The organism is Pseudomonas lini, assembly GCF_001042905.1.
Lineage (GTDB): Bacteria > Pseudomonadota > Gammaproteobacteria > Pseudomonadales > Pseudomonadaceae > Aquipseudomonas > Aquipseudomonas lini.
In genome coordinates, this window is sequence record NZ_JYLB01000005.1 from 82,479 (window position 1) to 106,410 (window position 23,932).

Genomic DNA, 23,932 nt, shown 5'->3' on the forward strand with positions numbered 1-23,932 from the left:
CCACGGTATTGGTGGGCTTTATCCGCGAACGCGCCTAGCCTGTGACGACGACAATCGAGGTGTGCCATGCGTGTGTTGCTAGTGGAAGACGAACCCGAGACCGCCAGTCTCCTGGCCAAAGGCCTGAGCGAAGCGAGTTACGTGGTGGATGTGGCGCTCAATGGCATGGACGGCCGGCGCTTTATCGAGTCCGGCGAATACGAACTGATCATCCTCGACGTGATGCTGCCGGGGCTCAACGGCTGGCAGTTGCTGCAGCAGATCCGCAAGCTTGGCGACACGCCGGTGCTGCTCCTCACCACCAGGGACGGCATCGAAGATCGCCTGCGCGGGCTGGAATTGCATGAGGATGATTACCTGCTCAAGCCGTTTGCCGTCAGTGAACTGGTGAAGCGGGTGCGCAAGCTGTTGCGGCGAGATCGGGGACGCTGAAGGTTTGCGGCGTATGGACTACCGCCTTCGCGAGCAAGCCCGCTCCCACAGTGGACCTGTGTGAATCACAAATGTTGTGAACAACCGAAAACCCTGTGGGAGCGGGCTTGCCCGCGAAGAGGCCGGAACATACAAAACACCTCTCGGATCTGTCATTGCAACCCATCCCGAAATTGCCCCGGCGTCATTCCGGTCCAGCGTTTGAACGCGCGGCTGAAGCTACTGGTGTCGGCGAAACCCAGCAGATAACTGATCTCACCCAACGAACACAGCGGGTCGCGCAGATGCAGCAGCGCCAGGTTCTCCCGACTTTCGTTGAGCAGCGTATCGAACCGACAACCTTCGTCCGCCAGGTGCCGTTGCAGGCTGCGCAGACTCAAGTGCAGCGCATGGGCAATGCATTCGGCCGACGGTTCACCTTCCGGCAATTGCTCTTCAATGGCGTCGCGAACCTTGCGCTCCCAGGTCAGGAGTTTGAGTTGCGCCAGGGTTCGTTTGAGCACGGTTTCGTTGTGCTCGGCGAGTTCCGGGTTGGCGTCGTCCAGATGGCTGTCGAAGTCCAGCAGAGCGAACTCCAGTCGGTCTTCATCGGCGTTGAAATACACCGGCGAGCGGAACACTTTGTGCCATTGATGCGGGTCGGCAGGTTCCGGACGGCGCAGGTAAACCGCCAGCGGGGCGTAGTCACGGCCCAGGCGATTGCGGCAAGTGCGCACGTAAATCGCCGCGAAGGCATCAATGGCTTCGAAGGCTGGCGCGGGGTTGCCTTGGGGGATTTTCAGGCGGAAGTAGTAGCGATCCTCAGCGCGGATCAACTCCAGATCCAGCGCGTTACTGACCACTTGGTGATAACGCACGATGCGCTCGAAGACTTCCCGCAGGCTGCCGCTGGCCACCAACGCATAACCCAACGCATGAAACGTGGTGGGGCTGACGAACCGCGACACCCGCAAGCCAATCGCCGGATCGCCGCTGACCTGCACCGCGATGTGCCACAGGCGCGTGGTAGCGGACAACGGGTAACGGGCGTTCGGGTCGTCCATCAACTGCGGGTCGAGCCCCGCCTGTTGGCACAGGGCGGTGCTGTCGAGCCCCAGCGCATCGAGCTGCTTGCGCAGGGCGCGGGTCCAGCTGGCGAGGGAGGTCGGTTCAGTCATGTTGATTGGCGCGTCCGGTCAACAGGTTGGCGTTCACGGCTACCGCTCTGTAAATCATCACAGGGCAGGATGCGAACATCAATAACCAGAGGATGGAAGCATGGACGGTATTTCTGCAAGTCCCCAGCGACTGAATGCAGCACAGCGATCAGCGCATATTCGCCAGGTGGTATTGGCCAAGGGCGTCGAACTGCGTCAGCGCTACCCGATTCTCAACCATCAGGATGCCTTGGGTGCGGGCATTCTGGCCTTCGCGTTGTCCGGGATGATCGGTTCGGCAGCGCTGTACATCACCGGGTACATGGCCTGGTGGGTATGCCTGTTGCTCAACGCGTTTTTCGCCTCGCTGACCCACGAGCTGGAGCATGACCTGATCCACAGCATGTATTTCCGCAAACAGCGCGTTCCGCACAACCTGATGATGGGCCTGGTATGGCTGGCGCGACCGAGCACCATCAACCCTTGGATCCGCCGTCATCTGCACCTCAACCACCACAAGGTGTCCGGCACCGAAGCCGACATGGAAGAGCGAGCGATCACCAACGGTGAGCCCTGGGGCATCGCGCGGCTGTTGATGGTCGGCGACAACGTGATGTCGGCGTTCATCCGCATGCTGCGGGCCAAGACCCGCGCGCACAAGTTCAGCATCATCAAGCGTTTTCTGAAGGTTTACGCACCGCTGGCGCTGGTGCATTGGGGGGCATGGTATGTGTTTCTCGGTTTTCACGCCGCCAACGGCATTGCGCATTTGTTGGGTGCGCCTGTCGAGTGGTCGGCGACTATGTTGGCGGTGATGCAAGTGATCGACATCGCTGCCGTGGTGATCATCGGTCCGAATGTGTTGCGCACGTTCTGCCTGCACTTTGTCAGCTCGAACATGCACTACTACGGTGACGTGGAGCCGGGCAATGTGATTCAGCAAACCCAGGTGTTGAACCCTTGGTGGATGTGGCCGTTGCAGGCGTTCTGCTTCAACTTCGGCAGCAGCCACGGGATCCATCACTTTGTGGTGAAGGAGCCGTTCTACATCCGGCAGATGACCGTGCCGGTGGCGCATAAAGTGATGCGCGAGATGGGCGTGCGGTTCAATGATTTCGGGACGTTCGGGCGGGCGAACCGGTTTGTTCGCAAGAATGGAGTGGTGGGGGATGAGTTGCGCACTGTTCGGACTTGATGATGGGTACTTGAGGTATGCGACCGATCGTTATGACTGTTGACTTAGTGCCAAGAGAAATAACGGGTACTTGGATTGGAATAAGTTATGAAGTGTATGCATAGTGCTTATTGCATTTTTGTAGGTAAATAACATCTTTTTGCGTGGACAAAGTCCAAGGGGCGAACCATGCTCAGTGTCGTGAGTTTCCAGGAGGAAACTTGCTCTCATCGGAAGATACTTATTAAACGATAAAGGAATTCGAACCATGTCGAGCATTAATGGTACTTATGTGAACTCCAACTCTGGCGCCCAATTGGTTATTACCGATGGTAATGATTCGAATGGCACCTTCAGTGGAAAACTGAGCCAGGGCGGTGTGAATTACGATGTCAGTTATGGGCACTACCACTTCCAGAATAGTACCGGACAACCGACCATCATCACCTTGGCCGCTTTGAATGATGGCACCGGCTACCAGGCCTGGACATTGTTCTCGCCGGACCACAACTATTCCCGACTCCGGGCTGTGGGTTCGCGCAATAACTTTGATGGGGACGTAGTGGGATTGGCTGGTGAATTCGTCAAACAGTAAGCCTTGAGGTAGTTATCGACAGGCTGATGAATTGAAAGATGCATCAGCCTGTCGTTATGAACATAATTCAACTAGCTTTCGCCAAAATTTTAGTTGCTTTTGATTGTGTGCGGCCTCGGTTCTCTCGTAAATCTCACGCCATTCACGAACAATTTCAATACTTGAAAAAACATAGCCTTTCGCCTGTTTGGCTACAAGCCTTGTAGGACGTGGCTTTGGTGTGTTTTTTTATATTCTATATTGATATATTTATAGATTTAAATATTCCTTTAGGAAATAAGCATTTGACCTAATGATTCACCCCAAGCCAAAAAACCGGTTCCCAAAGTGGCCGAGCAGCCACCGGCGGCGCTCGGACGATGTGCCCATCGTTCTCAAGGTTCATTGAACCGAAACCTTTTCGCGCTAAAACATTTTGCACGAGGGCATCAGTGCGGCAGGCTCCGCGGCGCGTTAACAGATTTTTGATTTCCGGGGCCGTCTCCTTGGCAGGGTGCGGCCCCTTTTTTTATTCCGGGCAAACACCAAACCCTGTGGGAGCGAGCTTGCTCGCGATGGCGTCGTCACATTCAACATTGATGGTGACTGATCTACCGCTATCGCGAGCAAGCTCGCTCCCACAGGTGATTTGTATATTCGATACTGATCTTAACAAATAGCTTCTTATTCCTTAACGAATATAACTCTCCTCCCTATACTCGATCAGGAACAGACACGCAGCAGGAGAGCTCCCCCATGCGCAACGAATCAATTCGCTACCTGATTGTGCCGGGCTGGCAAGGATCGCCAGAAGATCATTGGCAAACCCATTGGCAGAACAGCCTGCCCAACAGTGCGCGGGTGGAGCAGGCAGACTGGCTGACGCCTCGCCGTGAGGACTGGGTCGCGGCACTGGCCGAGGCGATTGCCGCCGACAGTACGCCCGTGATTCTGATCGCCCACAGCCTGGGCTGCATCACCGTCGCCCATTGGGCGGCCACGGCACCGCTGCCATTTTTGCGTCAGGTGCGCGGCGCGTTGCTGGTCGCGCCAGCGGATGTCGAGCGCCCGGCTTGCGCGCCGGCCTTGCGCAACTTCGCACCGATCCCGACCCATTTGCTGCCATTCCCGAGCCAGGTCGTCAGCTCCGACAACGACAGCGCCGTGAGCGCGCCACGAGCGCTTGAACTGGCGCGTCAGTGGGGCGCCGAGGCGGGGATTTTATCGGGTGCCGGGCACATCAATGTGAAGTCCGGTCACCAGCGCTGGGAGCAAGGTTTTGCGTACCTCTATCGTCTGCAAAACCGCATGGAACAGCACGCCCTGCGTCGAGCTTGAACCTTTATTTTATTGAACGCCCCCGTCTCCCCGGCGGTTTTGGGCGGGAGTCTGCCATGAGCTTGCATGAAACATTCGGTCAGCCGCTACTGACCTTTCCCGATGCGGAAAAAAGCCCGCTGAGCATTCGCGCCAAGGCGTTGGTGTTCGTCGATCCGCGTTCCCGGCAGTTGCGCCAGGAGCTGGAACAACTGGCGCCACGTTCGATTTCGGTATTGATCCGCGGTGAAACCGGCAGCGGTAAAGAACTGCTGGCGCGACACATCCATCGTGCCAGTGATCGCGGCGGGTTGTTCGTGTCAGTCAATTGCGGGGCGATCAGCCCGACCTATGCCGACGCTGAACTGTTCGGCTACGCCGCCGGCAGCTACAGCGGTTCGGCTAGCAGCCGTGCCGGTTGGTTTGGTTCGGCCAATGGCGGCACGCTCTATCTGGATGAGATCGGCGACCTGCCGCTGCCGATCCAGATCAAGTTGCTCGCAGCCCTGGAAAACCACGAAGTCACTCGCGTTGGCGCTCAGCAGCCAAGCCCGGTGGACGTACGTCTGGTGGCCGCCACCAGCATCGATCTGGCTCAGGCCGTGGCTGCCGGAAAATTCCATGAACGGCTTTATCACTACCTCAGCGAAGGTCAGCTCGAACTGCCGGCCTTGCGTGAGCGGGTGGGCGATATTTTGTCGCTGGCCGAATACTTCCTCGGCATCTACAGCCAACGCCTTGACCTGCCGGTGCCATTGATCAGCGAAGCCGCGCAGCATCTGCTGGAGCAGCACAGTTGGCCGGGCAACACTCGGGAACTGGAGAACGTCATTCACTTTGCGCTGTTGGTGAGTACCGGCGACGAGATTTTGCCGGAGCATTTGAATCTGCCCGAGGCGGCTGTTTCGCTGGTGACGATCGAGCAACAACTCAAACAGATTCTTGGCAACGGTTCCGTTGCCGAGAAAGACGCCTTGAAAAAATTGCTCAAAGACGCCGGGCTTCTGTAGGAGCTGGCGCAGCCTGCGATCTTTTGATCTTGGCAATGTTGGACTCACCGAAGATCAAGATCAAAAGATCGCAGCCTTCGGCAGCTCCTACATCGGGCGGGCGATGCAAACAAATTGGAATATGAAAGTGAATAAAAGATATTGTTCGGGAATAAAAAATCCCGGTATTGTCCGCGTCACGTCAGCGATAGCACATCACTGGCACTCGTACTAATCAGCCGTCGTCGATGATGGCCGCGAATTTCGATAAGGACACTGCATGAAAAAGGTTCTGTTGTTCACCGCATTGGCGGCTGCCCTGACTGCGGGCCTGGCCCAGGCTGGCGAGAAACTGGTGGTTGCGGCGACCCCGGTTCCACATGCCGAGATTCTTGAACTGATCAAGCCTGCCCTCGCCAAAGAAGGCGTCGACCTGGAGATCAAAGTCTTCACCGACTACGTTCAGCCTAACGTGCAGGTCGACCAGAAGCGTCTGGACGCCAACTACTTCCAGACCCTGCCGTACCTGAAAAATTTCAACGAGGGTAAAGGCACTAACCTGGTGACCGTGATCGGCGTTCACGTTGAACCATTCGGTGGCTACTCGAAGAAGTACAAAAAACTGACTGACCTGCCAAACGGCGCAACCATCGCCATCCCGAACGAAGGCAGCAACAGCGGTCGTGCCCTGATTCTGCTGCAGAAGGCTGGCCTGATCGAGTTGAAAGACCCGAAAAATGCCGTGTCCACCCCCAAAGACATCGCCAAGAACCCGCACAACTTCAAGTTCAAGGAACTGGAATCGGCCATGCTGCCGCGTGTTCTGGATCAGGTCGACCTGGACATGATCAACACCAACTACGCACTGGAAGCAGGTTTGAACCCGGCTAAAGATGCGTTGGTGATCGAAGGTGCCGATTCGCCTTACGTGAACTTCTTGGTGGCTCGTCCAGACAACAAGGATAGCGTCGCTATCCAGAAACTGGCCAAGGCCCTGACCAGCCCGGAAGTGAAGGCGTTCATCGAGAAGAAATACAGCGGCGCGGTACTGCCGGCGTTCTGATTGAACGCAATCTCGAACCTCTTCAAGGTTTCAACGCCGACGGCTAGTACAGCGTCGGCGTGATCGTTCCCACGCTCTGCGTGGGAATGCCTCAACGGACGCTCTGCGTTCGGCTCTGAAGGGAACGCAGAGCGTCCCGGGCTGCATTCCCACGCAGAGCGTGGGAACGATCAGATCGCGGGCTTCTTCAGGCGACTCGGTCTGCCTGGGAGGACGCCTTCGCGGGCAGCCTACAGAGGCTGCGTTTTCAGCGCCTTGCGCAACGCCACCAGCAATTTCACGATGTCCTGTGGATCCAGCCGCTGTGGCACGTTTACGTCAGCCATTTTTCTCTTCCTTGTGATGGTTCGGCCGGGAGTCTGGCCAAAAGCTGCACGTCCTTGGAGGGGTATTTTGAAAAAAAGATCCTTCCTACAGCGCAAAGAAAAATAGTCGTCTTCCACTGCCGCCGCAAATCCGCAGGATAGTTTTTTGCGTGATATCAATATTCTTTAACGGTATTTAAATTCTTCTTTTTATACCTTTAAAGTTGGTGCCTGCCGGGTGGTTATCCACTGCCCATGGACTGCGCCATCGTCGCTTACCGAGCGGCGTCCAGGGATGTTCAATGACTTTCGATTACGCTTTTATCCTCAGCACCCTGCCGGCGTTTCTCAAAGCCGTGGGCGTGACGCTGCAGGTCGGCCTCATCGCTATCGGTACTTCGTTACTGGTAGCGCTGATCAACGCGACGATTCTGGTGTTTCGCACACCCTACCTTCAACGCTTGGTCGGGCTGTATGTGGAGTTGGCGCGGAACACGCCACTGCTGATTCAGCTATTCTTCGTCTACTTCGCCTTGCCGGCCCTGGGTATCAAAGTCTCGGGTTTCGCGGCGGCGATCATCACCATGACTTTCCTTGGCGGCGCTTACCTCACCGAAGTGCTGCGCGCCGGCGTGGATGCGGTGCCCCAGGCGCAACTTGAGTCCGGCCGTTCCATTGGGCTGTCTCACGGGCAATTGCTGCGTTACGTGATCCTGCCGCAAGCCGGCATCCTCAGCCTGCCGTCGCTGTTCGCCAATTTCATCTTCCTGCTCAAGGAAACCACCGTGGTTTCGGCGGTGGCGGTGCCGGAGATTCTCTACACCACCAAGAGCTACATCGCGCTCTACTACAAAACCTACGAAATGCTCGCCGTGCTGACGCTGATTTGCGTGCTGCTGTTTTTGCCGTTGTCGCTGCTGCTCCGTCGTCTGGAAAGGAGGCTCCAGCATGGCCAGTTCGGGTCTTGAGTTGCTCTGGGTGTCGTTGCCGCAACTGGGCAAGGGCGCGGCGCAAACCCTGTCGATCTCTTTTCTGAGTATCGCCATCAGCACGGTGGGCGGCGTGCTCTATGGCGTGTTGTGCACGCTGAATTCGAAATGGCTGAGCGCGATTCTGCGGGTTTATCTGGAACTGTTCCGAGCGATCCCGGTGCTGGTCTGGCTGTATTTGCTGTTCTTCGGTCTGCCGATTTTTTTCGGGCTGAGCATTCCAAGCTTCTGGTGCGCGGTGCTGGTGTTGTCGCTGTGGGGCGCCAGCGAGGTCGGTGAAGTGGTGCGCGGCGCGTTGCATTCGTTACCGCGCGGGCAGCGTGAGGCCGGGTTGTCGATTGGCCTGGACGGTCCGCAACTCTACGGCTACGTGCTGCTGCCTCAAGCGCTGAAACGCATGACGCCGCCGACCATCAACGTCTACACGCGCATCATCAAGACCAGCTCCCTGGCGGTGCTGATCGGCGTAGTGGATGTGATCAAAGTCGGTCAACAAATCATCGAACGCACCTACGAATCAGTGCTGATCTACGGCGCGCTGTTCCTGTTTTTCTTTTTCATCTGCTACCCGCTGTCAGCCGCCTCGCGTGTGCTGGAGCGGCGCTGGACGCAAGCATGAGTGCATTGATCGAGTTCAAGGGTTTCAACAAGTTTTTCGGCGAGCAGCAGGTGCTCGACAGCATTGATCTGAAGGTGAAGCCGGGCGAAGTGATCGTCATCCTCGGCCCCAGCGGTTGTGGCAAAAGCACGTTGCTGCGCTGCCTCAACGGCCTGGAAGTGGCTCACAGCGGCAGCTTGAATTTTGCCGGTCGTGAGTTGCTGGGCAAGAGCACTGACTGGCGCGAAGTGCGTCAGCAGATCGGCATGGTGTTCCAGAGTTATCACCTCTTCCCGCACATGAGCGTGCTCGACAATCTATTGCTCGGCCCACTCAAGGTGCAGAAACGCGAACGCCGCGAAGCCCGCGCTCAGGCTGAAGCGCTGCTTGAGCGTGTCGGTCTGCTGGACAAGCGCGACGCCTTCCCGCGCCAGCTCTCCGGTGGCCAGCAACAACGCATCGCCATCGTTCGTTCGCTGTGCATGAACCCCAAGGTCATGCTCTTCGACGAAGTCACCGCCGCCCTCGATCCGGAGATGGTCAAGGAAGTGCTCGAGGTGATTCAGGGCTTGGCCCGCGAAGGCATGACGTTGTTGATTGTCACCCATGAAATGGCCTTCGCCCGCGCCGTGGCCGATCGCATCGTGTTCATGGATGCCGGGCGCATCCTTGAGCAAAACCCACCCGAGATTTTCTTTACGAACCCGCAAACCGCACGAGCGCAGCAGTTCCTGGAGAAGTTCTCCTACGTCGCCGCACTACCCAAAACGACTCAAACAAAGGAACTGGAACTGTCATGAAAACTGCCAAGTCTTCTCTGCTGTTACTCCCGCTGTTCGGCCTGGCGCTGCTCGCCGGCTGCAACAAAACCGAAGAACCGACGAAGCCGAAAGTCGCAAGCGTCAGCACCGCACCAGCCGGTTACCTGGAAAAAATCAAAGCCCGGGACAAGCTGGTCGTCGGCGTTTTCACGGATAAACCGCCGTTCGGTTTTGTTGATGAAGCCGGGCGCTACGTGGGGTTTGATACTGACATCGGTCGCCAATTCGCCAAGGATCTGTTGGGCGATGAGAACAAAGTGGAATTCGTTGCGGTGGAGCCGGCAAGCCGGATTCCGTTCCTGCAAAGCGACAAGGTCGATTTGATCCTGGCCAACATGACCGTCACCCCGGAGCGTAAGGAAGCCGTGGACTTCACCAACCCGAACCTCAAGGTTGCGGTGCAGGCACTGGTGCCGCAGGCGAGTTCGGTGAAGAGCCTCGATGACCTGGCGACCCGCACCACCATCGTGACCACGGGCACCACGGCGGATATCTGGCTGACCAAGAATCATCCGGACTGGAAACTGCTGAAGTTCGAGAAAAACTCCGAGTCCCTGCAGGCCCTGGCCAATGGTCGCGGCGACGCTTATGCGCAGGACAATCTGGTGCTGTTCAGCTGGGCCAAGCAGAACCCGGGCTACCGTGTGCTGGAGGAAAAACTGGGTGCCGAAGCACCGATTGCGCCGGCGGTGAAGAAGGGCAATATCGAACTGCGTGATTGGGTGAACGTGGAATTGGCGAAGTTGGGGGAGGAGAAGTTTTTGCTCAAACTGTACGACCAGTATGTGCGTAAAGAATTGAGCGATGACACCAAGCCTGAGAGCGTGATTGTCGAGGGTGGGAAGTGGCAGGGGTGAGTCTCTAACCTTTGCGGTGATCTCGCGGCCGTCATCGCGGGCAAGCCCGCTCCCACAGGGTTTGGTGTGGACGCAGATTTTGTGTTCACTGAAGATCATTGTGGGAGCGGGCTTGCCCGCGATGGCGGTTTATCAGACACCACCTAATCCGGCCAATACCACGCTGGCTCATCCAGCATCCGCTGCCCGACCATCCCGGTCTGGCCGAAATTCTTCTCCAGCACAATGCAATTGCATTCCGGGTCTTGCTGCAACGCCGAGATCAAGCGCCGCGCATGGGACACCACCCACACCTGACACTGCTCGGACGCTCGAATGATCAACCGCGCCAACGCCGGCAACAGGTCCGGATGCAGACTGGTTTCCGGTTCGTTCAACACCATCAACGTCGGCGGTCGAGGGGTCAGCAATGCCGCGACCAGCAGCAGATAGCGCAACGTCCCGTCCGACAACTCGGCGGCGGACAACGGTCGCAACAACCCTTCCTGATAAAACTCGATCGCAAACCGTCCGCCTTGCAGCGGTTCGATGTTCAGTCGCGCGCCGGGAAAGGCATCGCTGATAGCCGCCTGCAAGGCTTCGGGATCGCCGATTTCGATGATGGTCTGCAAGGCTGCCGCCAGGTCGCGACCGTCGTGGTGCAGCACCGGCGTGCGGGTGCCCAGTTGCGGTTGGCGCACTGGCGCGTCGGCGTCACTGCGAAAGTGATCGTAGAAGCGCCAGCGACGGATGAACTCGCGTAATTCCAGAACTTCCGGCGAAGAACGCAAACTGCCGACCTGATCGAACAGGCTGTCGAAATTCGGCGTGTGCTGGGCCAGTACGTCCCAGCTGCGATTGGCTCGGGCACGGATCATCGGGCCGTCGCGATCCACCAGCAGGCTGGCCGGACGATAAATCGGCCCGGCCCAGACGCATTCACGCTTGATTTGCGGGTCGAGGTTGAAGCGTGACGGAATAGGTGAACTGTGTTCGGGCAGCATGAAGTGGCCGTTGGAATCGGGCAGCCCGAGGCTGATCGAATAGCTGAAATCCTCACCGGCAAATCCCAGCCGCAGTCGTTTGACGCCGTGTCTCACCGTTGCCTCGACCGGGACTTCGCCGTTGCGCATCCGTCGGCTGATATTTTCCGGCCCGGCCCAGAACGTCGAATCCAGCCCACCCTCGCGTGCCAACGCATTGACCACCCCACCCTGAGCGGTTTCCGCCAGCAGGCGCAAGGCGCGGTAGAGGTTGGATTTACCGCTGCCGTTGGGGCCGGTGATCAGGTTCAACCGGCCAAGCGGAATCACCAATTTATTGATCGAGCGGTAATTGGCCACTGCGAGGGTTTTGAGCATGAGTTCCTCATTGATCGTTCCCACGCTCCGCGTGGGAATGCATCCCGTGACGCTCCGCGTCACAGTGGACGCAGAGCGTCCATGGCGGCGTTCCCACGCGGAGCGTGGGAACGATCAATGGAGTATAAGGATCGCACGTGCAGACGTGGAACCCTGATCTAAGCTCTCAGTCGTATCGTCACTGGCACGTTCGTACAACGCAAAGGAGTCTGCATGGCGGGTCCCGGATTGAAATTAATGGTTGGCCTGAGCCTCATCGCCTTGCTGACCGCCTGTGGCGATAAAAAGCCCGTCGAGAAGGACCGCCCACGAGTCTTCGTGCAAGAGGTCAAACCATCGGATTACGCCGCCTCGGTGACACTCACCGGCGACGTCCAGGCGCGAGTACAAACCGAACTGTCGTTCCGCGTGGGCGGCAAGATCATCCAGCGTATGGTCGATGTCGGTGACCGGGTTTCGGCCAAACAAGTGCTGGCCAAACTCGACCCGAAAGACCTGCAAACCACTGTCGACTCGGCCCAGGCTCAGGTCGTTGCCGAACAGGCTCGGGTCAAACAAACCGCCGCGGCCTTCGTTCGCCAACAAAAACTCCTGCCCAAGGGCTACACCAGCCAGAGCGAATACGACTCCGCCCAAGCCGCCTTGCGCAGCAGTCAGAGTGCATTGACTGCTGCTCAGGCGCAGTTGGCCAACGCCCGAGATCAACTGAGCTATACCGCGTTGATTGCCGACGCGCCGGGGGTGATTACCGCGCGCCAGGCCGAAGTCGGCCAGGTCGTGCAAGCCACGGTTCCGATTTTCAGCCTGGCCCGGGACGGCGAGCGTGACGCGGTTTTCAACGTTTATGAATCGCTGCTGGCTGAGCCGCCGGCGGATAGATCGATTGTGGTCAGCCTGCTCGACAACCCGAAGATCAAGACCACGGGCACCGTTCGGGAAGTCACGCCGGCAGTCTCGGCGCAGACCGGCACAGTGCAAGTCAAAGTCAGCCTCGACAGGCTCCCCGAGGGCATGCAACTCGGGTCGGTGGTGAGCGCCACCGCCAAGCCAGTCGGCAAAACCGCAGTGGAGCTGCCCTGGTCGGCCCTGACCAAAAACCTCAGTGACCCTGCCGTGTGGCTGGTGGATGCCGAGGGCAAGGCGCAATTGCACACGGTCACCGTCGGTCGTTACCTGACCGGCAAAGTCATCGTCAGCGCCGGCCTCAACGGTGGCGAAAAAGTCGTCATCGCAGGCGGCCAATTACTGCATCCGGGCGTGAAGGTGGAGATCGTCGAAAACACCTATAAGACGCCAATGACAGGAGCCCAGCCATGAAGCGCCTGTTGCTGTTGTCCGCCGCTGCACTACTGGTCGCTTGCTCTGATGAGGAAGCGCCGCCAGAACCGGTTCGGCCGGTATTGTCCGTGGAGGTGAAAGCGCTCAATCAAGAAGACCTCGGCCGGTTTGCCGGCAGCATTCAGGCCCGTTACGAAAGCAATATCGGTTTCCGGGTGCCGGGGCGTATCGCCAGCCGTAATGTCGATGTCGGCGCCGAAGTCCAGAAGGGCGCCTTGCTCGCCACTCTCGACCCCTCCGATCAGCAGAACCAGTTGCGCTCGGCTCAGGGTGATCTGGCGCGCGTTCAGGCGCAGCTCATCAATGCTCAGGCCAACGCTCGGCGTCAGCAGGAACTGTTCAATCGCGGGGTTGGCGCGCAGGCGCAACTGGACATCGCCCAGACCGATCTGAAAACCACTCAGGCGTCCCTCGATCAAGCCAGGGCCGCGGTCGATCAGGCGAAGGATCAACTCGATTACATCGAGTTGCGCACCGATCACAAAGCCATTGTCACCGCGTGGAATGCCGAAGCCGGACAGGTGGTCACGGCCGGCCAGCAAGTGGTGACCCTGGCGCAGCCGGACATCAAGGAAGCGGTGATCGACTTGCCCGACACCCTGGTCGATCGGTTGCCCGCCGACGTGGTGTTCCAGGTCGCCTCACAACTGGACCCGAGCATCACCAGTACCGCCATCGTGCGCGAAATCGAACCCCAGGCCCAAAGCGCAACCCGAACCCGGCGCGCTCGTCTGAGCCTGACCGATACGCCGCCGGGCTTTCGCCTCGGCACGGCGATCAGCGTGACCCTCAGCTCCGCGATCAAGCCACGCCTCGAACTGCCGGTGAGCGCGCTGCAGGAGGTCGATGGAAAGCTGCGGATCTGGATCGTTGATCCGCAGACGCAAACCGTTTCCCCACGGGACGTCAGCCTGATCAGCCGGACCGATGCCACGGTGGTCCTGGCTAACGGCGTGAAGTCCGGCGAGCGGGTGGTCAGTGCCGGTGTGAACAGCCTCAAACCGGGGCAGAAAGTGAAAATTGACGAGGGCAGCCCGCAATGAAAGGGAGTTTCAACTTATCCGAATGGGCCCTCAAGCATCAGTCGTTTGTCTGGTATTTGATGTTCGTCGCGCTGCTGATGGGCGTGTTCTCGTACCTGAACCTGGGCCGCGAAGAAGACCCCTCGTTCACCATCAAAACCATGGTGATCCAGACCCGCTGGCCCGGCGCGACCCAGGAAGAAACCCTCAAGCAGGTCACCGACCGAATCGAGAAAAAACTCGAAGAACTCGACTCGCTCGACTACGTGAAAAGCTACACCCGCCCCGGCGAATCGACGGTCTTCGTTAACCTGCTCGACACCACCAGTGCCAAGGACATCCCGCAAATCTGGTACCAGGTGCGCAAGAAGATCAACGACATTCGCGGTGACTTCCCGCAAGGCCTGCAAGGGCCGGGCTTCAACGATGAGTTCGGCGACGTATTCGGTTCGGTGTATGCCTTTACCTCCGACGGCCTGTCGATGCGCCAGTTGCGCGATTACGTGGAACAGGTGCGTGCCGAAATTCGCGAAGTCCCGGGGTTGGGCAAGGTCGAGATGGTCGGCGAGCAGGATGAAGTCCTTTACCTGAACTTCTCCCCCCGCAAACTGGCCGCCCTCGGCATTGATCGGCGCGAGGTGGTGCAGACCCTGCAATCGCAGAATGCCGTGACCCCGGCCGGGGTGATCGAGGCCGGTCCGGAGCGAATTTCGGTGCGGACCTCGGGGCAGTTTGCCTCCGAGAAAGACCTGGCCAACGTCAACCTTAAGCTCAACGACCGCTTCTACCGACTGGCCGATATCGCCGACATCAGCCGTGGCTACGTCGATCCGTCGACCCCGGAGTTTCGCTTCAACGGTCAGCCAGCCATCGGCCTGGCGATCGCCATGAAGAAGGGCGGCAACATTCAAGACTTCGGCAAGGCGCTGCACCTGCGCATGGATGAGCTGACGGCGGACCTGCCGGTGGGCGTCGGGGTACACACCGTTTCCGACCAGGCTGTAGTGGTGGAAGAAGCCGTCGGCGGCTTCACCAGTGCGTTGTTCGAAGCGGTGGTGATCGTGCTGATTGTCAGCTTCGTCAGTCTCGGGGTTCGCGCCGGGCTGGTGGTGGCGTGTTCGATTCCGTTGGTGCTGGCGATGGTCTTCCTCTTCATGGAATACAGCGGCATCACCATGCAGCGGATTTCTCTTGGTGCGCTGATCATCGCCCTCGGTCTGCTGGTGGACGACGCGATGATCACGGTCGAGATGATGGTCACGCGCCTGGAAATGGGCGAAACCAAAGAGCAGGCGGCGACTTTCGCCTACACCTCGACCGCATTCCCGATGCTCACCGGCACGTTAGTCACCGTGGCCGGTTTCGTGCCGATCGGCTTGAACGCAAGCTCCGCCGGTGAGTACACCTTCACGCTGTTCGCGGTGATCGCGGTGGCCATGCTGGTGTCATGGATCGTCGCCGTGTTGTTCGCCCCGGTGCTCGGTGTGCACATTCTGAGCGCCAAGGTGAAGCCTCACGACGCAGAGCCCGGGCGCATCGGTCGGGCGTTCAATGGTGGCTTGCTCTGGGCGATGCGCAATCGCTGGTGGGCCATCGGCATCACCGTGGCGCTGTTTGTGCTCTCGGTGTTTTCCATGCAGTTCGTGCAGAACCAGTTCTTCCCGTCCTCGGACCGCCCGGAAATCCTTGTCGATCTGAACCTGCCGCAAAACGCCTCTATCGCCGAAACCCGCATGGTCGTGAATAAGCTCGAAGCAACGCTCAAAGACGACCCGGACATCGTGCGCTGGAGCACCTACATCGGCGAGGGTGCGATCCGTTTCTACCTGCCCCTCGACCAGCAATTGCAGAACCCGTACTACGCGCAACTGGTGATCGTCAGCAAAGGCCAGTCACGCACGGCCTTGACTGCTCGCCTGCAAAAGCGCCTGCGTGAAGAGTTTGTCGGTGTCGGCAGTTACGTCCAGGCCCTGGAAATGGGCCCGCCGGTGGGACGGCCGATTCAGTACCGGGTCAGCGGCAAGGACATCGATCAGGTGCGTAAACACGCCATCGCCCTGGCCACCGAACTGGATAAAAACTCGCACATCGGCGAAATCATTTACGACTGGAACGAGCCGGGCAAAGTGCTGCGCATTGACATCGCGCAAGACAAGGCGCGGCAACTTGGGTTGTCGTCGGAAGACGTGGCGAACCTGATGAACAGCATCGTCGTCGGCTCGCCGGTGACGCAGGTCGATGACGATATCTACCTGATCGACGTGGTCGGCCGCGCTGAAGATGCCGAACGCGGAAGTCCGGAAACGCTGCAGAACTTGCAGATCGTTACCCCCGGCGGCACGTCGATTCCGCTGCTGGCGTTTGCCACGGTGCGGTATGAACTCGAACAGCCGCTGGTGTGGCGTCGTGATCGCAAACCGACCATCACCATCAAGGCCGCGGTGCGCGACGAGATTCAGCCGACCGACCTGGTGCAACAGCTGAAACCGGACATCGACAAATTCGCCGCCAGTTTGCCGGTGGGCTACAAAGTCGCCACCGGCGGTACGGTGGAGGAAAGCGGCAAGGCCCAGGGGCCGATTGCCAAGGTCGTGCCGTTGATGCTGTTTTTGATGGCGACCTTCCTGATGATCCAGTTGCACAGCGTGCAGAAGCTGTTCCTGGTGGCCAGCGTGGCTCCGCTCGGGCTGATCGGCGTGGTGCTTGCGCTGATTCCGACGGGCACGCCGATGGGCTTCGTGGCGATCCTCGGGATTCTCGCGTTGATCGGCATCATCATCCGCAACTCGGTGATTCTGGTGACCCAGATCGACTCTTTCGAGAAGAGCGGCTACACGCCCTGGGACGCGGTGGTGCAGGCCACGGAACATCGTCGCCGACCGATTTTGCTGACGGCGGCGGCGGCGAGCCTGGGGATGATCCCGATTGCCCGGGAAGTGTTCTGGGGGCCGATGGCCTACGCGATGATTGGCGGGATCATCATTGCGACTTTGCTGACGTTGCTGTTTTTGCCGGCGCTGTACGTGGCCTGGTACAAAATCCGCGAACCGAAGAATGAGTCTGCCTAATGATCGTTCCCACGCAGAGCGTGGGAACGATCAGTCGGCTCGACGCCAGACACTGGCCAACCAAGGCTGCTGCTCCCGCGGCAGCCCCGCCGGCCGGTAATAATGCTCAAGCTCCACAAACCCCGCCTCGGTCAGCATTTCCTGCCACACGTGAAGATCGTAATACGCCCCATACCGCGGCCCGTTCCAGCCCTCCTGATTCTCGCCACGCGGATTGGAGCTGAACAAAACCCCACCCGGTTTCAACGCCTCGCGCAGCTGCTTCAACACCCGAGGTAATTCCTGACTCGGTATGTGGAATAGCACCGCATTGGCAAAAATCCCGTCAAACCGCTCGGCCGGCAGATCGAGTTTCAGAAAGTCCTGCTGCCAGACTTCGCAACCACTGTCCTCGCGGGCCATCTGCGCGAGCTTTTCCGAACCGTCGAGCCCGACGGCGGTGTGGCCCATGCGGGTGAAGGTTTTCAGGTCACGGCCAGGGCCACAGCCAAAGTCGAGAATGCTGAACGGCGCCTCACCCTGAAGATGCCGCAACAGGGCATCGATGTTCTGGCTGACATCGTGATCGCGAGTGCCTTCACGGAAGTCTTCGGCCACCGCATTGTAATGGCCCAGAGTGGTGGTGGTGATTTGCTCCAGGTCGTCGGGAGTCTGTTTCATGGTCGGCTGCGCAGGTAAAAGTAGATGTGCTGACTATAAGCGCTTTCGCGCTTTAAAAGATCGCAGCCTGCGGCAGCTCCTACAGGGTGAATGCAAATCCCGTGTAGGAGCTGCCGAAGGCTGCGATCTTTTGATCTTCGCTCAGCTCTGTTTCATCCCCAGGCATTTAATGGACCGATCAACCATCGCCTTGGCAATCTCCAGCAAATGCCAGACGGAGAACACCAATGCCCGATCGGCACCCTTGAGTTGATCGCCACACTGATAGGCCGTGACCGAGGCACAGCGCAGCAGATCAGCGACGTAGAGCTGGGTATCCTCGAAGCTCACGTCCTTGCTGACGTTGTAGAAGCGAAATTCGTCGGGCGGTGAGGGCTGATCGCCGGTGAGGTAGAAATCAATCGCACGGTAGAGCGCCGATCGATCCCTGAGCGGGTCTTCAGTTGCGGTTTCGTTGGTGGGTGTTTCGGGAGGTGGATCGGGTACGGATTTTTTCATGTGTTGCTCCTATTGCTACATGGGAGCCATCACTTATCGCCTACTAAACGATTGGGTGGCGGCTGCGCGCAGGTTAGTAGGCCGGTCAATAGGAAAACCGGTGCACCCGAAGGTGCCCCACGCACAGCCACCATATTCTGCATGCGGCAAACATTGCCGGACATGAGCATGGAATCGCTATGCGCCTATTGATCCGGGCTACTAAACCCGATCACTGATGAGCAGGGACGAACCGAGACTAGCCACGAGATTCCGCCGGCGCAAGCGAGCGGAATGATCTAGGAAACGTCCTGCAAATGAAAGGGATCGAGCCTGCTGGCACTCTGATTTTCTTGTGCGAAAACTTCCCTTTGAGCGGTGAATTTGATGGCGCCAAGATCGCAGCCTTCGGCAGCTCCTACAGGGACCGTGCCCGACGCAAATTCCTTGTTAATGCCAAACCCTGTAGGAGCTGCCGAAGGCTGCGATCTTTTGATCTTCACTCAACGTTTATTCAACCCCCGCGCCAACCGATCCCCACCCAACTGAATCATCGCCACCAACACCACCAGCAACACAATCACCGTCAACATGATCTGGCTATCAAAGCGCTGATACCCATACCGATAAGCAATGTCCCCCAACCCACCGGCCCCAATCGCTCCGGCCATGGCCGAAGAGTTGATCATCGTCACCAACGTAATCGTAAAACCACCGACAATCCCCGGCAGCGCTTCGGGCAGCAGCACATGCCAGACGATATGCCAGCGTCGGCAGCCCATTGCCTGCGCCGCTTCAATCAACCCATGGTCGACCTCGCGCAAACTGACCTCGGCGATGCGCGCAAAGAACGGCGTGGCCGCTATGGTCAGCGGCACCACGGCAGCCCACACGCCGTAAGTGGTGCCAACGATCAACCGGGTAAACGGAATCAACGCCACCATCAAAATCAAAAACGGAATCGAGCGAAACAGGTTCACAAACGCACCCAACGCGCGATTCAGCGCTGGTGCTTCGTAGATCCCGCCCTTGGAACTGGTGACCAGAATCACCGCCAACGGAATGCCCGCCAACAGCGCAATCAACGACGACACACCCACCATCAAAAACGTGTCAATAAAACCCTGAAGCAACCGATCAAACCACATAACCCAGCACCTCCACCTGTTGCGTCCAGTTGCCGGTGCGCTGACGCAACTCCTCGGCGCCGAGGGAGGAACCGGTCACCGCCAGCAACAATTGCCCGAGCGCATGCCCCTGAATCCGTTCCACGCCCCCTTGCAGCAAACGCACGCGGCCACCGAGAGCGCTGAACAGCGCCGCCAGGTCTGGCTCGTCGCTGGCGCTGCCGGTGAATTGCAAACGCAGCACCACGGCGGCGTCCGAAGACTGCGGCTGCTCCCGCAAGCGGCTTTGCAGCTCTTCCGGCAGACCGTGTTGCAATGGTGCGAGCAAGGTCTTGCTGACCTCATGCTGCGGGTTGCCGAATACTTCCCAGACCGGCCCTTGCTCGACGATTCGCCCGTGTTCCAGCACCACCACCCGATCACAGATATCGCGGATCACCGCCATCTCGTGGGTGATCAGCACGATGGTCAGGCCCAGGCGTTGATTGATCTCACGCAGCAAGCCGAGGATCGATTGCGTGGTCTCCGGATCCAGCGCCGACGTCGCCTCGTCACACAGCAGAATTTCCGGGTCATGCACCAGCGCGCGGGCGATACCGACGCGTTGTTTCTGCCCGCCGGAAAGTTGCGCCGGGTAGGCTTTGTGCTTCTCCTGCAGGCCGACCAGTTCCAGCAGTTCGCGGACTTTGCGTTCGCGCTGTTCCTTGGGCACGCCGGCGACTTTTAGCGGCAATTCGACGTTCTGCCAAACCGTCTTGGCCGACATCAGATTGAAGTGCTGAAAGATCATGCCGATCCGCCGCCGCAGCGCCACCAAGCGGTCTTCATCGAACTCGCCGATGTCGACCTGATCGATCAGCACCCGCCCGCTGCTCGGTTGTTCGAGGCGATTGATGGTGCGGATTAGCGACGACTTGCCCGCGCCACTGCGACCGATGATGCCGAACACTTCGCCGCGCTGGATCGCCAGGTCGATACCGTGCAGGGCCGCCACCGGACCTTGCTGGCCGTTGTAGGTTTTGCCCAGGCCGATGAAGCGCACGTGAGCGCGATTGAGGTCTGGGTGCAGCTCGGTTTGTGTGGCGTTATGTGGCTCCGAAAGTTCCAGTCGCCTTTGGATAGCGGCCGTCATACTCAGCTTTCCCAGCCGGCTTGATAGAGCTTGCCGTGGGCTTTATCCAGCGCCGCGCGAACGGCCGGCGAATGCTGGTAGATGTCGACGAATTTGATCAGGCGTGGGTCGGTTTTGCTTTTCGGCTGGATCACGAACTGGATCACGTATTCCTTGTGATCGAGGCCGTCGAACAGCAGGGCGGAACTGGCATCGAAGGTCTTCGACAGGCGAATGTAGGCCGGGTAACCCTGGACCAGATCGGCGTCGTCGTAGGCGCGCACCAGTTGCACGGCTTCGACTTGAAGGATTTTGATTTTCTTCGGGTTGGCGATGATGTCTTCTTCGGTGGCCTTGTAGCCGACGCCCGGTTTGAGGGTGATCAGCCCGGCCTTGGCCAGCAGTTGCAGGCCACGACCGCTGTTGATCGGGTCGTTGGCGATGGCCACGCTGGCACCGATGGGCAACTCGTCGAAGCTTTTGTATTTTTTCGAGTAGAGGCCGACGTTGTTGATGATCCCCGGGGCGAACGGCACCAGGTCAAAACCGGCGGCGGCCTTGGCGTTTTCCAGGAACGGGATGTGCTGGAAATAGTTCACGTCGATGTCGCCCGAGGCGAGGCTGACGTTGGGGGCGATCCAGTCGCTGAACTCCACCAGTTCGACTTTCAGGCCTTGTTTGTTGGCTTCTTCTACTGCGGCTTCCAGGGGAATGGCGAAGGCGGCGGTGGTGCCGACTTTCAGTGGTGCGTCGGCGGCGAAGGTGATGGAGCTGAAGAGGCCGAGGGCCAGGGCCAGTGCTTTGGCTGGGTGAGAGAGGTAGGTCTTGGTCATGATGAGTTTTCCAGTCAAGTTAAGGCCGATCGTTCCCACGCTCTGCGTGGGAATGCCTCCCGGGACGCTCCGCGTCCCTGCGGCGATGACGCAGAGCGTCACTGGCTGCATTCCCACGCAGAGCGTGGGAACGATCAGGGTCGGGGGTTAGTGTCGGTAGTGGGATCCGGTATGTTGCTCGGGCAAATGCGCTTCGCCGTGAAACAGTTTTTCCCGCAGGCTGCCATTGTCGTAAGCGGTCTTGTACGACCCTCTGCGTTGCAACTCCGGAATCACCAGTTCAATGAAATCCACATAGCTTTCCGGCGTAACAATCCGTGTCAGGTTGAAACCATCCAGTCCGGTTTCGGCGATCCACGATTCCAGTTCGTCAGCCACCTGCTGCGGCGAGCCGACCACGGTGATGTAGCGGCCACCGAGGGCGTGTTGTTCCAGCAATTTACGGCGGGTCCAGTCGTTGTTTTGCAGGTTTTTGGTGGCGGACTGGATGGCGTTGCTCTTCACGTACTGGATCGGTTCGTCGAGTTCGTACTCGGAAAAATCGATCCCGGTGGACGCCGAAAAATGCGCCACACCGGCCTCGGCGCTGGCGTAGCTCAGGTACTCGGCGTGCTTCTTCCAGGCCTGCTCTTCTGTCTCACCGACGATCACGTTCAAGCCCATGAACACCTTGATGTCCGAGGGGTTGCGCCCGGCTTCGACGGCACTGGCGCGAACCTTGTCCACCTGAACCCGGGTCGCCGGCTTGTTCTGACCGCTGATGAACACGCACTCGGCATGCCGACCGGCGAACAGCAAACCGCGATCGGAACTGCCGGCCTGGAACAGCACCGGCGTGCGTTGCGGCGAGGGTTCGCAGAGGTGATAACCCTCGACCTGATAGAACTCGCCCTTGTGCTCGACCTTGTGCACTTTCGCAGGCAAGGCATAGATCCGTTGTTCGCGGTCGTTGAGCACCGCGCCGTTTTCCCAACTGCTTTCCCAGAGTTTGTAGAGCACTTGCAGGTATTCATCGGCCTGGTCGTAGCGGCGGTCGTGTTCCACCTGTTCGCTCAGGCCCATGGCCTTGGCGGCGCTGTCGAGGTAGCCGGTGACGATGTTCCAGCCGACCCGCCCGCGACTCAGATGATCGAGGGTCGACAGGCGTCGGGCGAACAGGTACGGCGGTTCGTAGGTCAGATTGGCGGTCAGGCCAAAGCCGAGGTTTTTGGTGACCGCAGCCATGGCCGAGACCAGTAGCAGCGGGTCGTTGACCGGCAACTGGATCGACTCTTTGAGCGGCACGTCCACCGAGTTTTGATAGACGTCGTACACACCGACGATGTCGGCGATGAACAGACCGTCGAACAGTCCGCGCTCCAGCAACTGCGCCAGTTCAGTCCAGTATTCGATGGTTTTGTATTGAGTGGAATTGTCCCGTGGATGCGTCCACAAGCCATGGTTGATGTGCCCGATGCAGTTCATGTTGAACGCGTTGAGCAGGATTTTCTTTTTGGCATCAGCCATCAGATGGTCCCTCGCAATGGAGGGTTTTCATCGTTGAGGTAGTAGTTGCCGACAGCGTGATACTTCCAGCGCACCGGGTCATGCAGGGTATGTACCCGAGCGTTGCGCCAGTGGCGATCCAGGCCGTGTTCGACCAGGGTCGCCTGACTGCCGGCCAGTTCGAACAAGGTGCTGCCGGCGGCGAGAGAGATTTCGGTGCTGATGGCCCGGGCTTCGGCGACGGCAATTGATGCGGCGGCGACGGTCTGAGCATTGGTGTCGGCCTGGGCCTGGTCGAGGAATTCGCCGGAACGTTCCAGCAGGGCTTCGGTGGCGTGCAGGCGAATAGCCAGGTGGCCGAAACTCTTGATCGTCAGCGGGTCTTCGGTGGCTTTTTCGTTGCCGGAATCAATCCACGGCCGAGTCTTGGTGCGCACAAAATGCAGGGCATCTTCATACGCCGCGCGGGCTATGCCGGTATCGATTGCGGCGTGGAGAATCTGCGCCAACGGGCCGACAGTGGTCGGGCGCTCGAACGCGCTTTGAAACGGAATCACGTCCTCGGCGGCGACGTAGACATCCTCGAACACCACCGAACCGCTGCCAGTGGTGCGCTGGCCGAAGCCGCTCCAGTCGTCGATCACCGTCAGGCCCTTGCTGTTGCGCGGGACGAAAGCCAATTGCTGCACACCGTTTTCGTCCACGACTGACGTCGGGATGCGCTGGGCGTAAATCGCGCCGGTGGCGTAGAACTTGCGGCCGTTGATGCGGTAGCCGTTGCCATCTCGAGTCAGGCTGGTGACTCGATCATGGGCGGTTTTGGTGCCCAGTTCCGCGAGTGCATTACCGAAGCGCTGGCCGGCCAATACTTCTGCGTACAGGCGTTTTTTCTGCTCATCGGTGCCGTTCACGCGCAGCACTTCAAGGGCATAGAAATGGTTCTGGGGGATTTGTCCGAGGGAGCCGTCGGCCTGGGCGATCAACGCGATGACCTTGGCCAAGGTGACGTTGGAAACTCCAGCGCCGCCGTATTCTGTTGGCACGCTGATGCCCCAAAGACCCGAACGGGAAAACACTTCCAGTTCCGGGTATGGCAAACGACGCTCGCGGTCGCGCAGGGCGCTGTCGCGTTTGAAATCGTCGGCCAGGTCACTGGCGACGATCAGGGCTTGCTCATCGCTGGTGATGACCGCGACGTGGTGAGAAAGAGTCATGT

General features: G+C 59.0%; 22 protein-coding genes. 13 read left to right on the forward strand and 9 right to left on the reverse strand.

The features are described 5' to 3' along the window. Positions 1 to 66: 66 nt before the first annotated feature. Positions 67 to 432: a response regulator gene (locus tag TU81_RS15770; RefSeq protein WP_048396000.1), complete on the forward strand. Its 366-nt coding sequence runs from the start codon at positions 67 to 69 to the stop codon at positions 430 to 432. A 152-nt stretch (positions 433 to 584) separates the two neighbouring features. On the opposite strand, the gene TU81_RS15775 is transcribed toward TU81_RS15770, so the two are convergent. Then, a complete protein-coding gene (locus TU81_RS15775; RefSeq protein ID WP_038978459.1) occupies positions 585 to 1,589 on the reverse strand; it encodes an AraC family transcriptional regulator in 1,005 nt (334 codons plus the stop codon). Between the two features lie 100 nt (positions 1,590 to 1,689). On the opposite strand from TU81_RS15775, the gene TU81_RS15780 reads away from it, so the two are divergent. The 9 genes from TU81_RS15780 (at position 1,690) to TU81_RS15820 (ending at position 10,255) form a co-directional block, all read left to right on the forward strand. After that, positions 1,690 to 2,763, forward strand: a complete 1,074-nt coding sequence (locus TU81_RS15780) for a fatty acid desaturase (protein WP_038978460.1) — start codon at positions 1,690 to 1,692, stop codon at positions 2,761 to 2,763. Positions 2,764 to 3,010: 247 nt separating this feature from the next. Next, positions 3,011 to 3,337 carry a hypothetical protein gene (locus TU81_RS15785; RefSeq protein ID WP_038978461.1) on the forward strand — a complete coding sequence of 109 codons (327 nt, stop codon included), beginning with the start codon at positions 3,011 to 3,013 and terminating at the stop codon, positions 3,335 to 3,337. A gap of 735 nt (positions 3,338 to 4,072) precedes the next feature. Then, entirely contained in the window at positions 4,073 to 4,654 is a 582-nt protein-coding gene (locus TU81_RS15790; RefSeq protein WP_030131588.1) for an alpha/beta hydrolase, read from the forward strand. A 56-nt stretch (positions 4,655 to 4,710) separates the two neighbouring features. After that, positions 4,711 to 5,643 (forward strand): sigma 54-interacting transcriptional regulator, encoded by a 933-nt coding sequence (locus TU81_RS15795; protein WP_038978462.1) that lies wholly within the window; start codon positions 4,711 to 4,713, stop codon positions 5,641 to 5,643. 259 nt (positions 5,644 to 5,902) lie between these two features. After that, on the forward strand, positions 5,903 to 6,685 hold the full coding sequence (locus tag TU81_RS15800; protein WP_048396001.1) for a MetQ/NlpA family ABC transporter substrate-binding protein: 783 nt from the start codon (positions 5,903 to 5,905) through the stop codon (positions 6,683 to 6,685). A 607-nt stretch (positions 6,686 to 7,292) separates the two neighbouring features. Further along, positions 7,293 to 7,958 (forward strand): amino acid ABC transporter permease, encoded by a 666-nt coding sequence (locus TU81_RS15805; RefSeq protein WP_048396002.1) that lies wholly within the window; start codon positions 7,293 to 7,295, stop codon positions 7,956 to 7,958. Beyond that, positions 7,939 to 8,598: an amino acid ABC transporter permease gene (locus TU81_RS15810; protein ID WP_038978465.1), complete on the forward strand. Its 660-nt coding sequence runs from the start codon at positions 7,939 to 7,941 to the stop codon at positions 8,596 to 8,598. The genes TU81_RS15805 and TU81_RS15810 overlap by 20 nt, the downstream gene beginning before the upstream one ends. Next, positions 8,595 to 9,377 carry an amino acid ABC transporter ATP-binding protein gene (locus TU81_RS15815; protein WP_048396003.1) on the forward strand — a complete coding sequence of 261 codons (783 nt, stop codon included), beginning with the start codon at positions 8,595 to 8,597 and terminating at the stop codon, positions 9,375 to 9,377. The genes TU81_RS15810 and TU81_RS15815 overlap by 4 nt, the downstream gene beginning before the upstream one ends. Then, positions 9,374 to 10,255: a transporter substrate-binding domain-containing protein gene (locus tag TU81_RS15820; protein ID WP_048396004.1), complete on the forward strand. Its 882-nt coding sequence runs from the start codon at positions 9,374 to 9,376 to the stop codon at positions 10,253 to 10,255. The genes TU81_RS15815 and TU81_RS15820 overlap by 4 nt, the downstream gene beginning before the upstream one ends. 143 nt (positions 10,256 to 10,398) lie before the next feature. Here TU81_RS15820 and TU81_RS15825 read toward each other — a convergent pair whose 3' ends face one another. Further along, a complete protein-coding gene (locus TU81_RS15825; RefSeq protein WP_048396005.1) occupies positions 10,399 to 11,595 on the reverse strand; it encodes an AAA family ATPase in 1,197 nt (398 codons plus the stop codon). Positions 11,596 to 11,808: 213 nt separating this feature from the next. On the opposite strand from TU81_RS15825, the gene TU81_RS15830 reads away from it, so the two are divergent. From TU81_RS15830 to TU81_RS15840, 3 genes are read left to right on the forward strand one after another with little or no spacing between them, the layout of a single operon-like run. Further along, positions 11,809 to 12,912 (forward strand): efflux RND transporter periplasmic adaptor subunit, encoded by a 1,104-nt coding sequence (locus TU81_RS15830; RefSeq protein ID WP_038978469.1) that lies wholly within the window; start codon positions 11,809 to 11,811, stop codon positions 12,910 to 12,912. Then, positions 12,909 to 13,976, forward strand: coding sequence for an efflux RND transporter periplasmic adaptor subunit (locus tag TU81_RS15835; RefSeq protein WP_048396006.1), 1,068 nt, complete (start codon positions 12,909 to 12,911; stop codon positions 13,974 to 13,976). Before TU81_RS15830 ends, TU81_RS15835 begins: the two co-directional genes overlap by 4 nt. Further along, positions 13,973 to 17,023, forward strand: a complete 3,051-nt coding sequence (locus tag TU81_RS15840) for an efflux RND transporter permease subunit (protein ID WP_048396007.1) — start codon at positions 13,973 to 13,975, stop codon at positions 17,021 to 17,023. The genes TU81_RS15835 and TU81_RS15840 overlap by 4 nt, the downstream gene beginning before the upstream one ends. A 30-nt stretch (positions 17,024 to 17,053) precedes the next feature. Here TU81_RS15840 and TU81_RS15845 read toward each other — a convergent pair whose 3' ends face one another. The 7 genes from TU81_RS15845 to TU81_RS15875 form a co-directional block, all read right to left on the reverse strand. Next, on the reverse strand, positions 17,054 to 17,683 hold the full coding sequence (locus TU81_RS15845) for a class I SAM-dependent methyltransferase (protein ID WP_038978472.1): 630 nt from the start codon (positions 17,681 to 17,683) through the stop codon (positions 17,054 to 17,056). 141 nt (positions 17,684 to 17,824) lie between these two features. Beyond that, positions 17,825 to 18,181, reverse strand: coding sequence for a DUF6124 family protein (locus TU81_RS15850; RefSeq protein ID WP_038978473.1), 357 nt, complete (start codon positions 18,179 to 18,181; stop codon positions 17,825 to 17,827). Positions 18,182 to 18,663: 482 nt separating this feature from the next. Next, positions 18,664 to 19,308: a methionine ABC transporter permease gene (locus tag TU81_RS15855; protein WP_038978474.1), complete on the reverse strand. Its 645-nt coding sequence runs from the start codon at positions 19,306 to 19,308 to the stop codon at positions 18,664 to 18,666. Continuing rightward, on the reverse strand, positions 19,298 to 20,419 hold the full coding sequence (locus tag TU81_RS15860; protein ID WP_048396008.1) for a methionine ABC transporter ATP-binding protein: 1,122 nt from the start codon (positions 20,417 to 20,419) through the stop codon (positions 19,298 to 19,300). Before TU81_RS15860 ends, TU81_RS15855 begins: the two co-directional genes overlap by 11 nt. A 2-nt stretch (positions 20,420 to 20,421) precedes the next feature. Further along, positions 20,422 to 21,231, reverse strand: coding sequence for a MetQ/NlpA family ABC transporter substrate-binding protein (locus TU81_RS15865; protein ID WP_048396009.1), 810 nt, complete (start codon positions 21,229 to 21,231; stop codon positions 20,422 to 20,424). A gap of 147 nt (positions 21,232 to 21,378) precedes the next feature. Beyond that, positions 21,379 to 22,737, reverse strand: coding sequence for an LLM class flavin-dependent oxidoreductase (locus TU81_RS15870; protein ID WP_048396010.1), 1,359 nt, complete (start codon positions 22,735 to 22,737; stop codon positions 21,379 to 21,381). After that, positions 22,737 to 23,930, reverse strand: coding sequence for an SfnB family sulfur acquisition oxidoreductase (locus TU81_RS15875; RefSeq protein ID WP_048396011.1), 1,194 nt, complete (start codon positions 23,928 to 23,930; stop codon positions 22,737 to 22,739). The genes TU81_RS15870 and TU81_RS15875 overlap by 1 nt, the downstream gene beginning before the upstream one ends. Positions 23,931 to 23,932 lie beyond the last annotated feature (2 nt).

Excerpts from the sequence above, each read along its gene's own strand:
- TU81_RS15770 (WP_048396000.1), top strand. The coding sequence starts at position 67 with ATGCGTGTGTTGCTAGTGGAAGACGAACCCGAGACCGCCAGTCTCCTG.
- TU81_RS15775 (WP_038978459.1), bottom strand. The coding sequence starts at position 1,589 with ATGACTGAACCGACCTCCCTCGCCAGCTGGACCCGCGCCCTGCGCAAG.
- TU81_RS15780 (WP_038978460.1), top strand. The coding sequence starts at position 1,690 with ATGGACGGTATTTCTGCAAGTCCCCAGCGACTGAATGCAGCACAGCGA.
- TU81_RS15785 (WP_038978461.1), top strand. The coding sequence starts at position 3,011 with ATGTCGAGCATTAATGGTACTTATGTGAACTCCAACTCTGGCGCCCAA.
- TU81_RS15790 (WP_030131588.1), top strand. The coding sequence starts at position 4,073 with ATGCGCAACGAATCAATTCGCTACCTGATTGTGCCGGGCTGGCAAGGA.
- TU81_RS15795 (WP_038978462.1), top strand. The coding sequence starts at position 4,711 with ATGAGCTTGCATGAAACATTCGGTCAGCCGCTACTGACCTTTCCCGAT.
- TU81_RS15800 (WP_048396001.1), top strand. The coding sequence starts at position 5,903 with ATGAAAAAGGTTCTGTTGTTCACCGCATTGGCGGCTGCCCTGACTGCG.
- TU81_RS15805 (WP_048396002.1), top strand. The coding sequence starts at position 7,293 with ATGACTTTCGATTACGCTTTTATCCTCAGCACCCTGCCGGCGTTTCTC.
- TU81_RS15810 (WP_038978465.1), top strand. The coding sequence starts at position 7,939 with ATGGCCAGTTCGGGTCTTGAGTTGCTCTGGGTGTCGTTGCCGCAACTG.
- TU81_RS15815 (WP_048396003.1), top strand. The coding sequence starts at position 8,595 with ATGAGTGCATTGATCGAGTTCAAGGGTTTCAACAAGTTTTTCGGCGAG.
- TU81_RS15820 (WP_048396004.1), top strand. The coding sequence starts at position 9,374 with ATGAAAACTGCCAAGTCTTCTCTGCTGTTACTCCCGCTGTTCGGCCTG.
- TU81_RS15825 (WP_048396005.1), bottom strand. The coding sequence starts at position 11,595 with ATGCTCAAAACCCTCGCAGTGGCCAATTACCGCTCGATCAATAAATTG.
- TU81_RS15830 (WP_038978469.1), top strand. The coding sequence starts at position 11,809 with ATGGCGGGTCCCGGATTGAAATTAATGGTTGGCCTGAGCCTCATCGCC.
- TU81_RS15835 (WP_048396006.1), top strand. The coding sequence starts at position 12,909 with ATGAAGCGCCTGTTGCTGTTGTCCGCCGCTGCACTACTGGTCGCTTGC.
- TU81_RS15840 (WP_048396007.1), top strand. The coding sequence starts at position 13,973 with ATGAAAGGGAGTTTCAACTTATCCGAATGGGCCCTCAAGCATCAGTCG.
- TU81_RS15845 (WP_038978472.1), bottom strand. The coding sequence starts at position 17,683 with ATGAAACAGACTCCCGACGACCTGGAGCAAATCACCACCACCACTCTG.
- TU81_RS15850 (WP_038978473.1), bottom strand. The coding sequence starts at position 18,181 with ATGAAAAAATCCGTACCCGATCCACCTCCCGAAACACCCACCAACGAA.
- TU81_RS15855 (WP_038978474.1), bottom strand. The coding sequence starts at position 19,308 with ATGTGGTTTGATCGGTTGCTTCAGGGTTTTATTGACACGTTTTTGATG.
- TU81_RS15860 (WP_048396008.1), bottom strand. The coding sequence starts at position 20,419 with ATGACGGCCGCTATCCAAAGGCGACTGGAACTTTCGGAGCCACATAAC.
- TU81_RS15865 (WP_048396009.1), bottom strand. The coding sequence starts at position 21,231 with ATGACCAAGACCTACCTCTCTCACCCAGCCAAAGCACTGGCCCTGGCC.
- TU81_RS15870 (WP_048396010.1), bottom strand. The coding sequence starts at position 22,737 with ATGGCTGATGCCAAAAAGAAAATCCTGCTCAACGCGTTCAACATGAAC.
- TU81_RS15875 (WP_048396011.1), bottom strand. The coding sequence starts at position 23,930 with ATGACTCTTTCTCACCACGTCGCGGTCATCACCAGCGATGAGCAAGCC.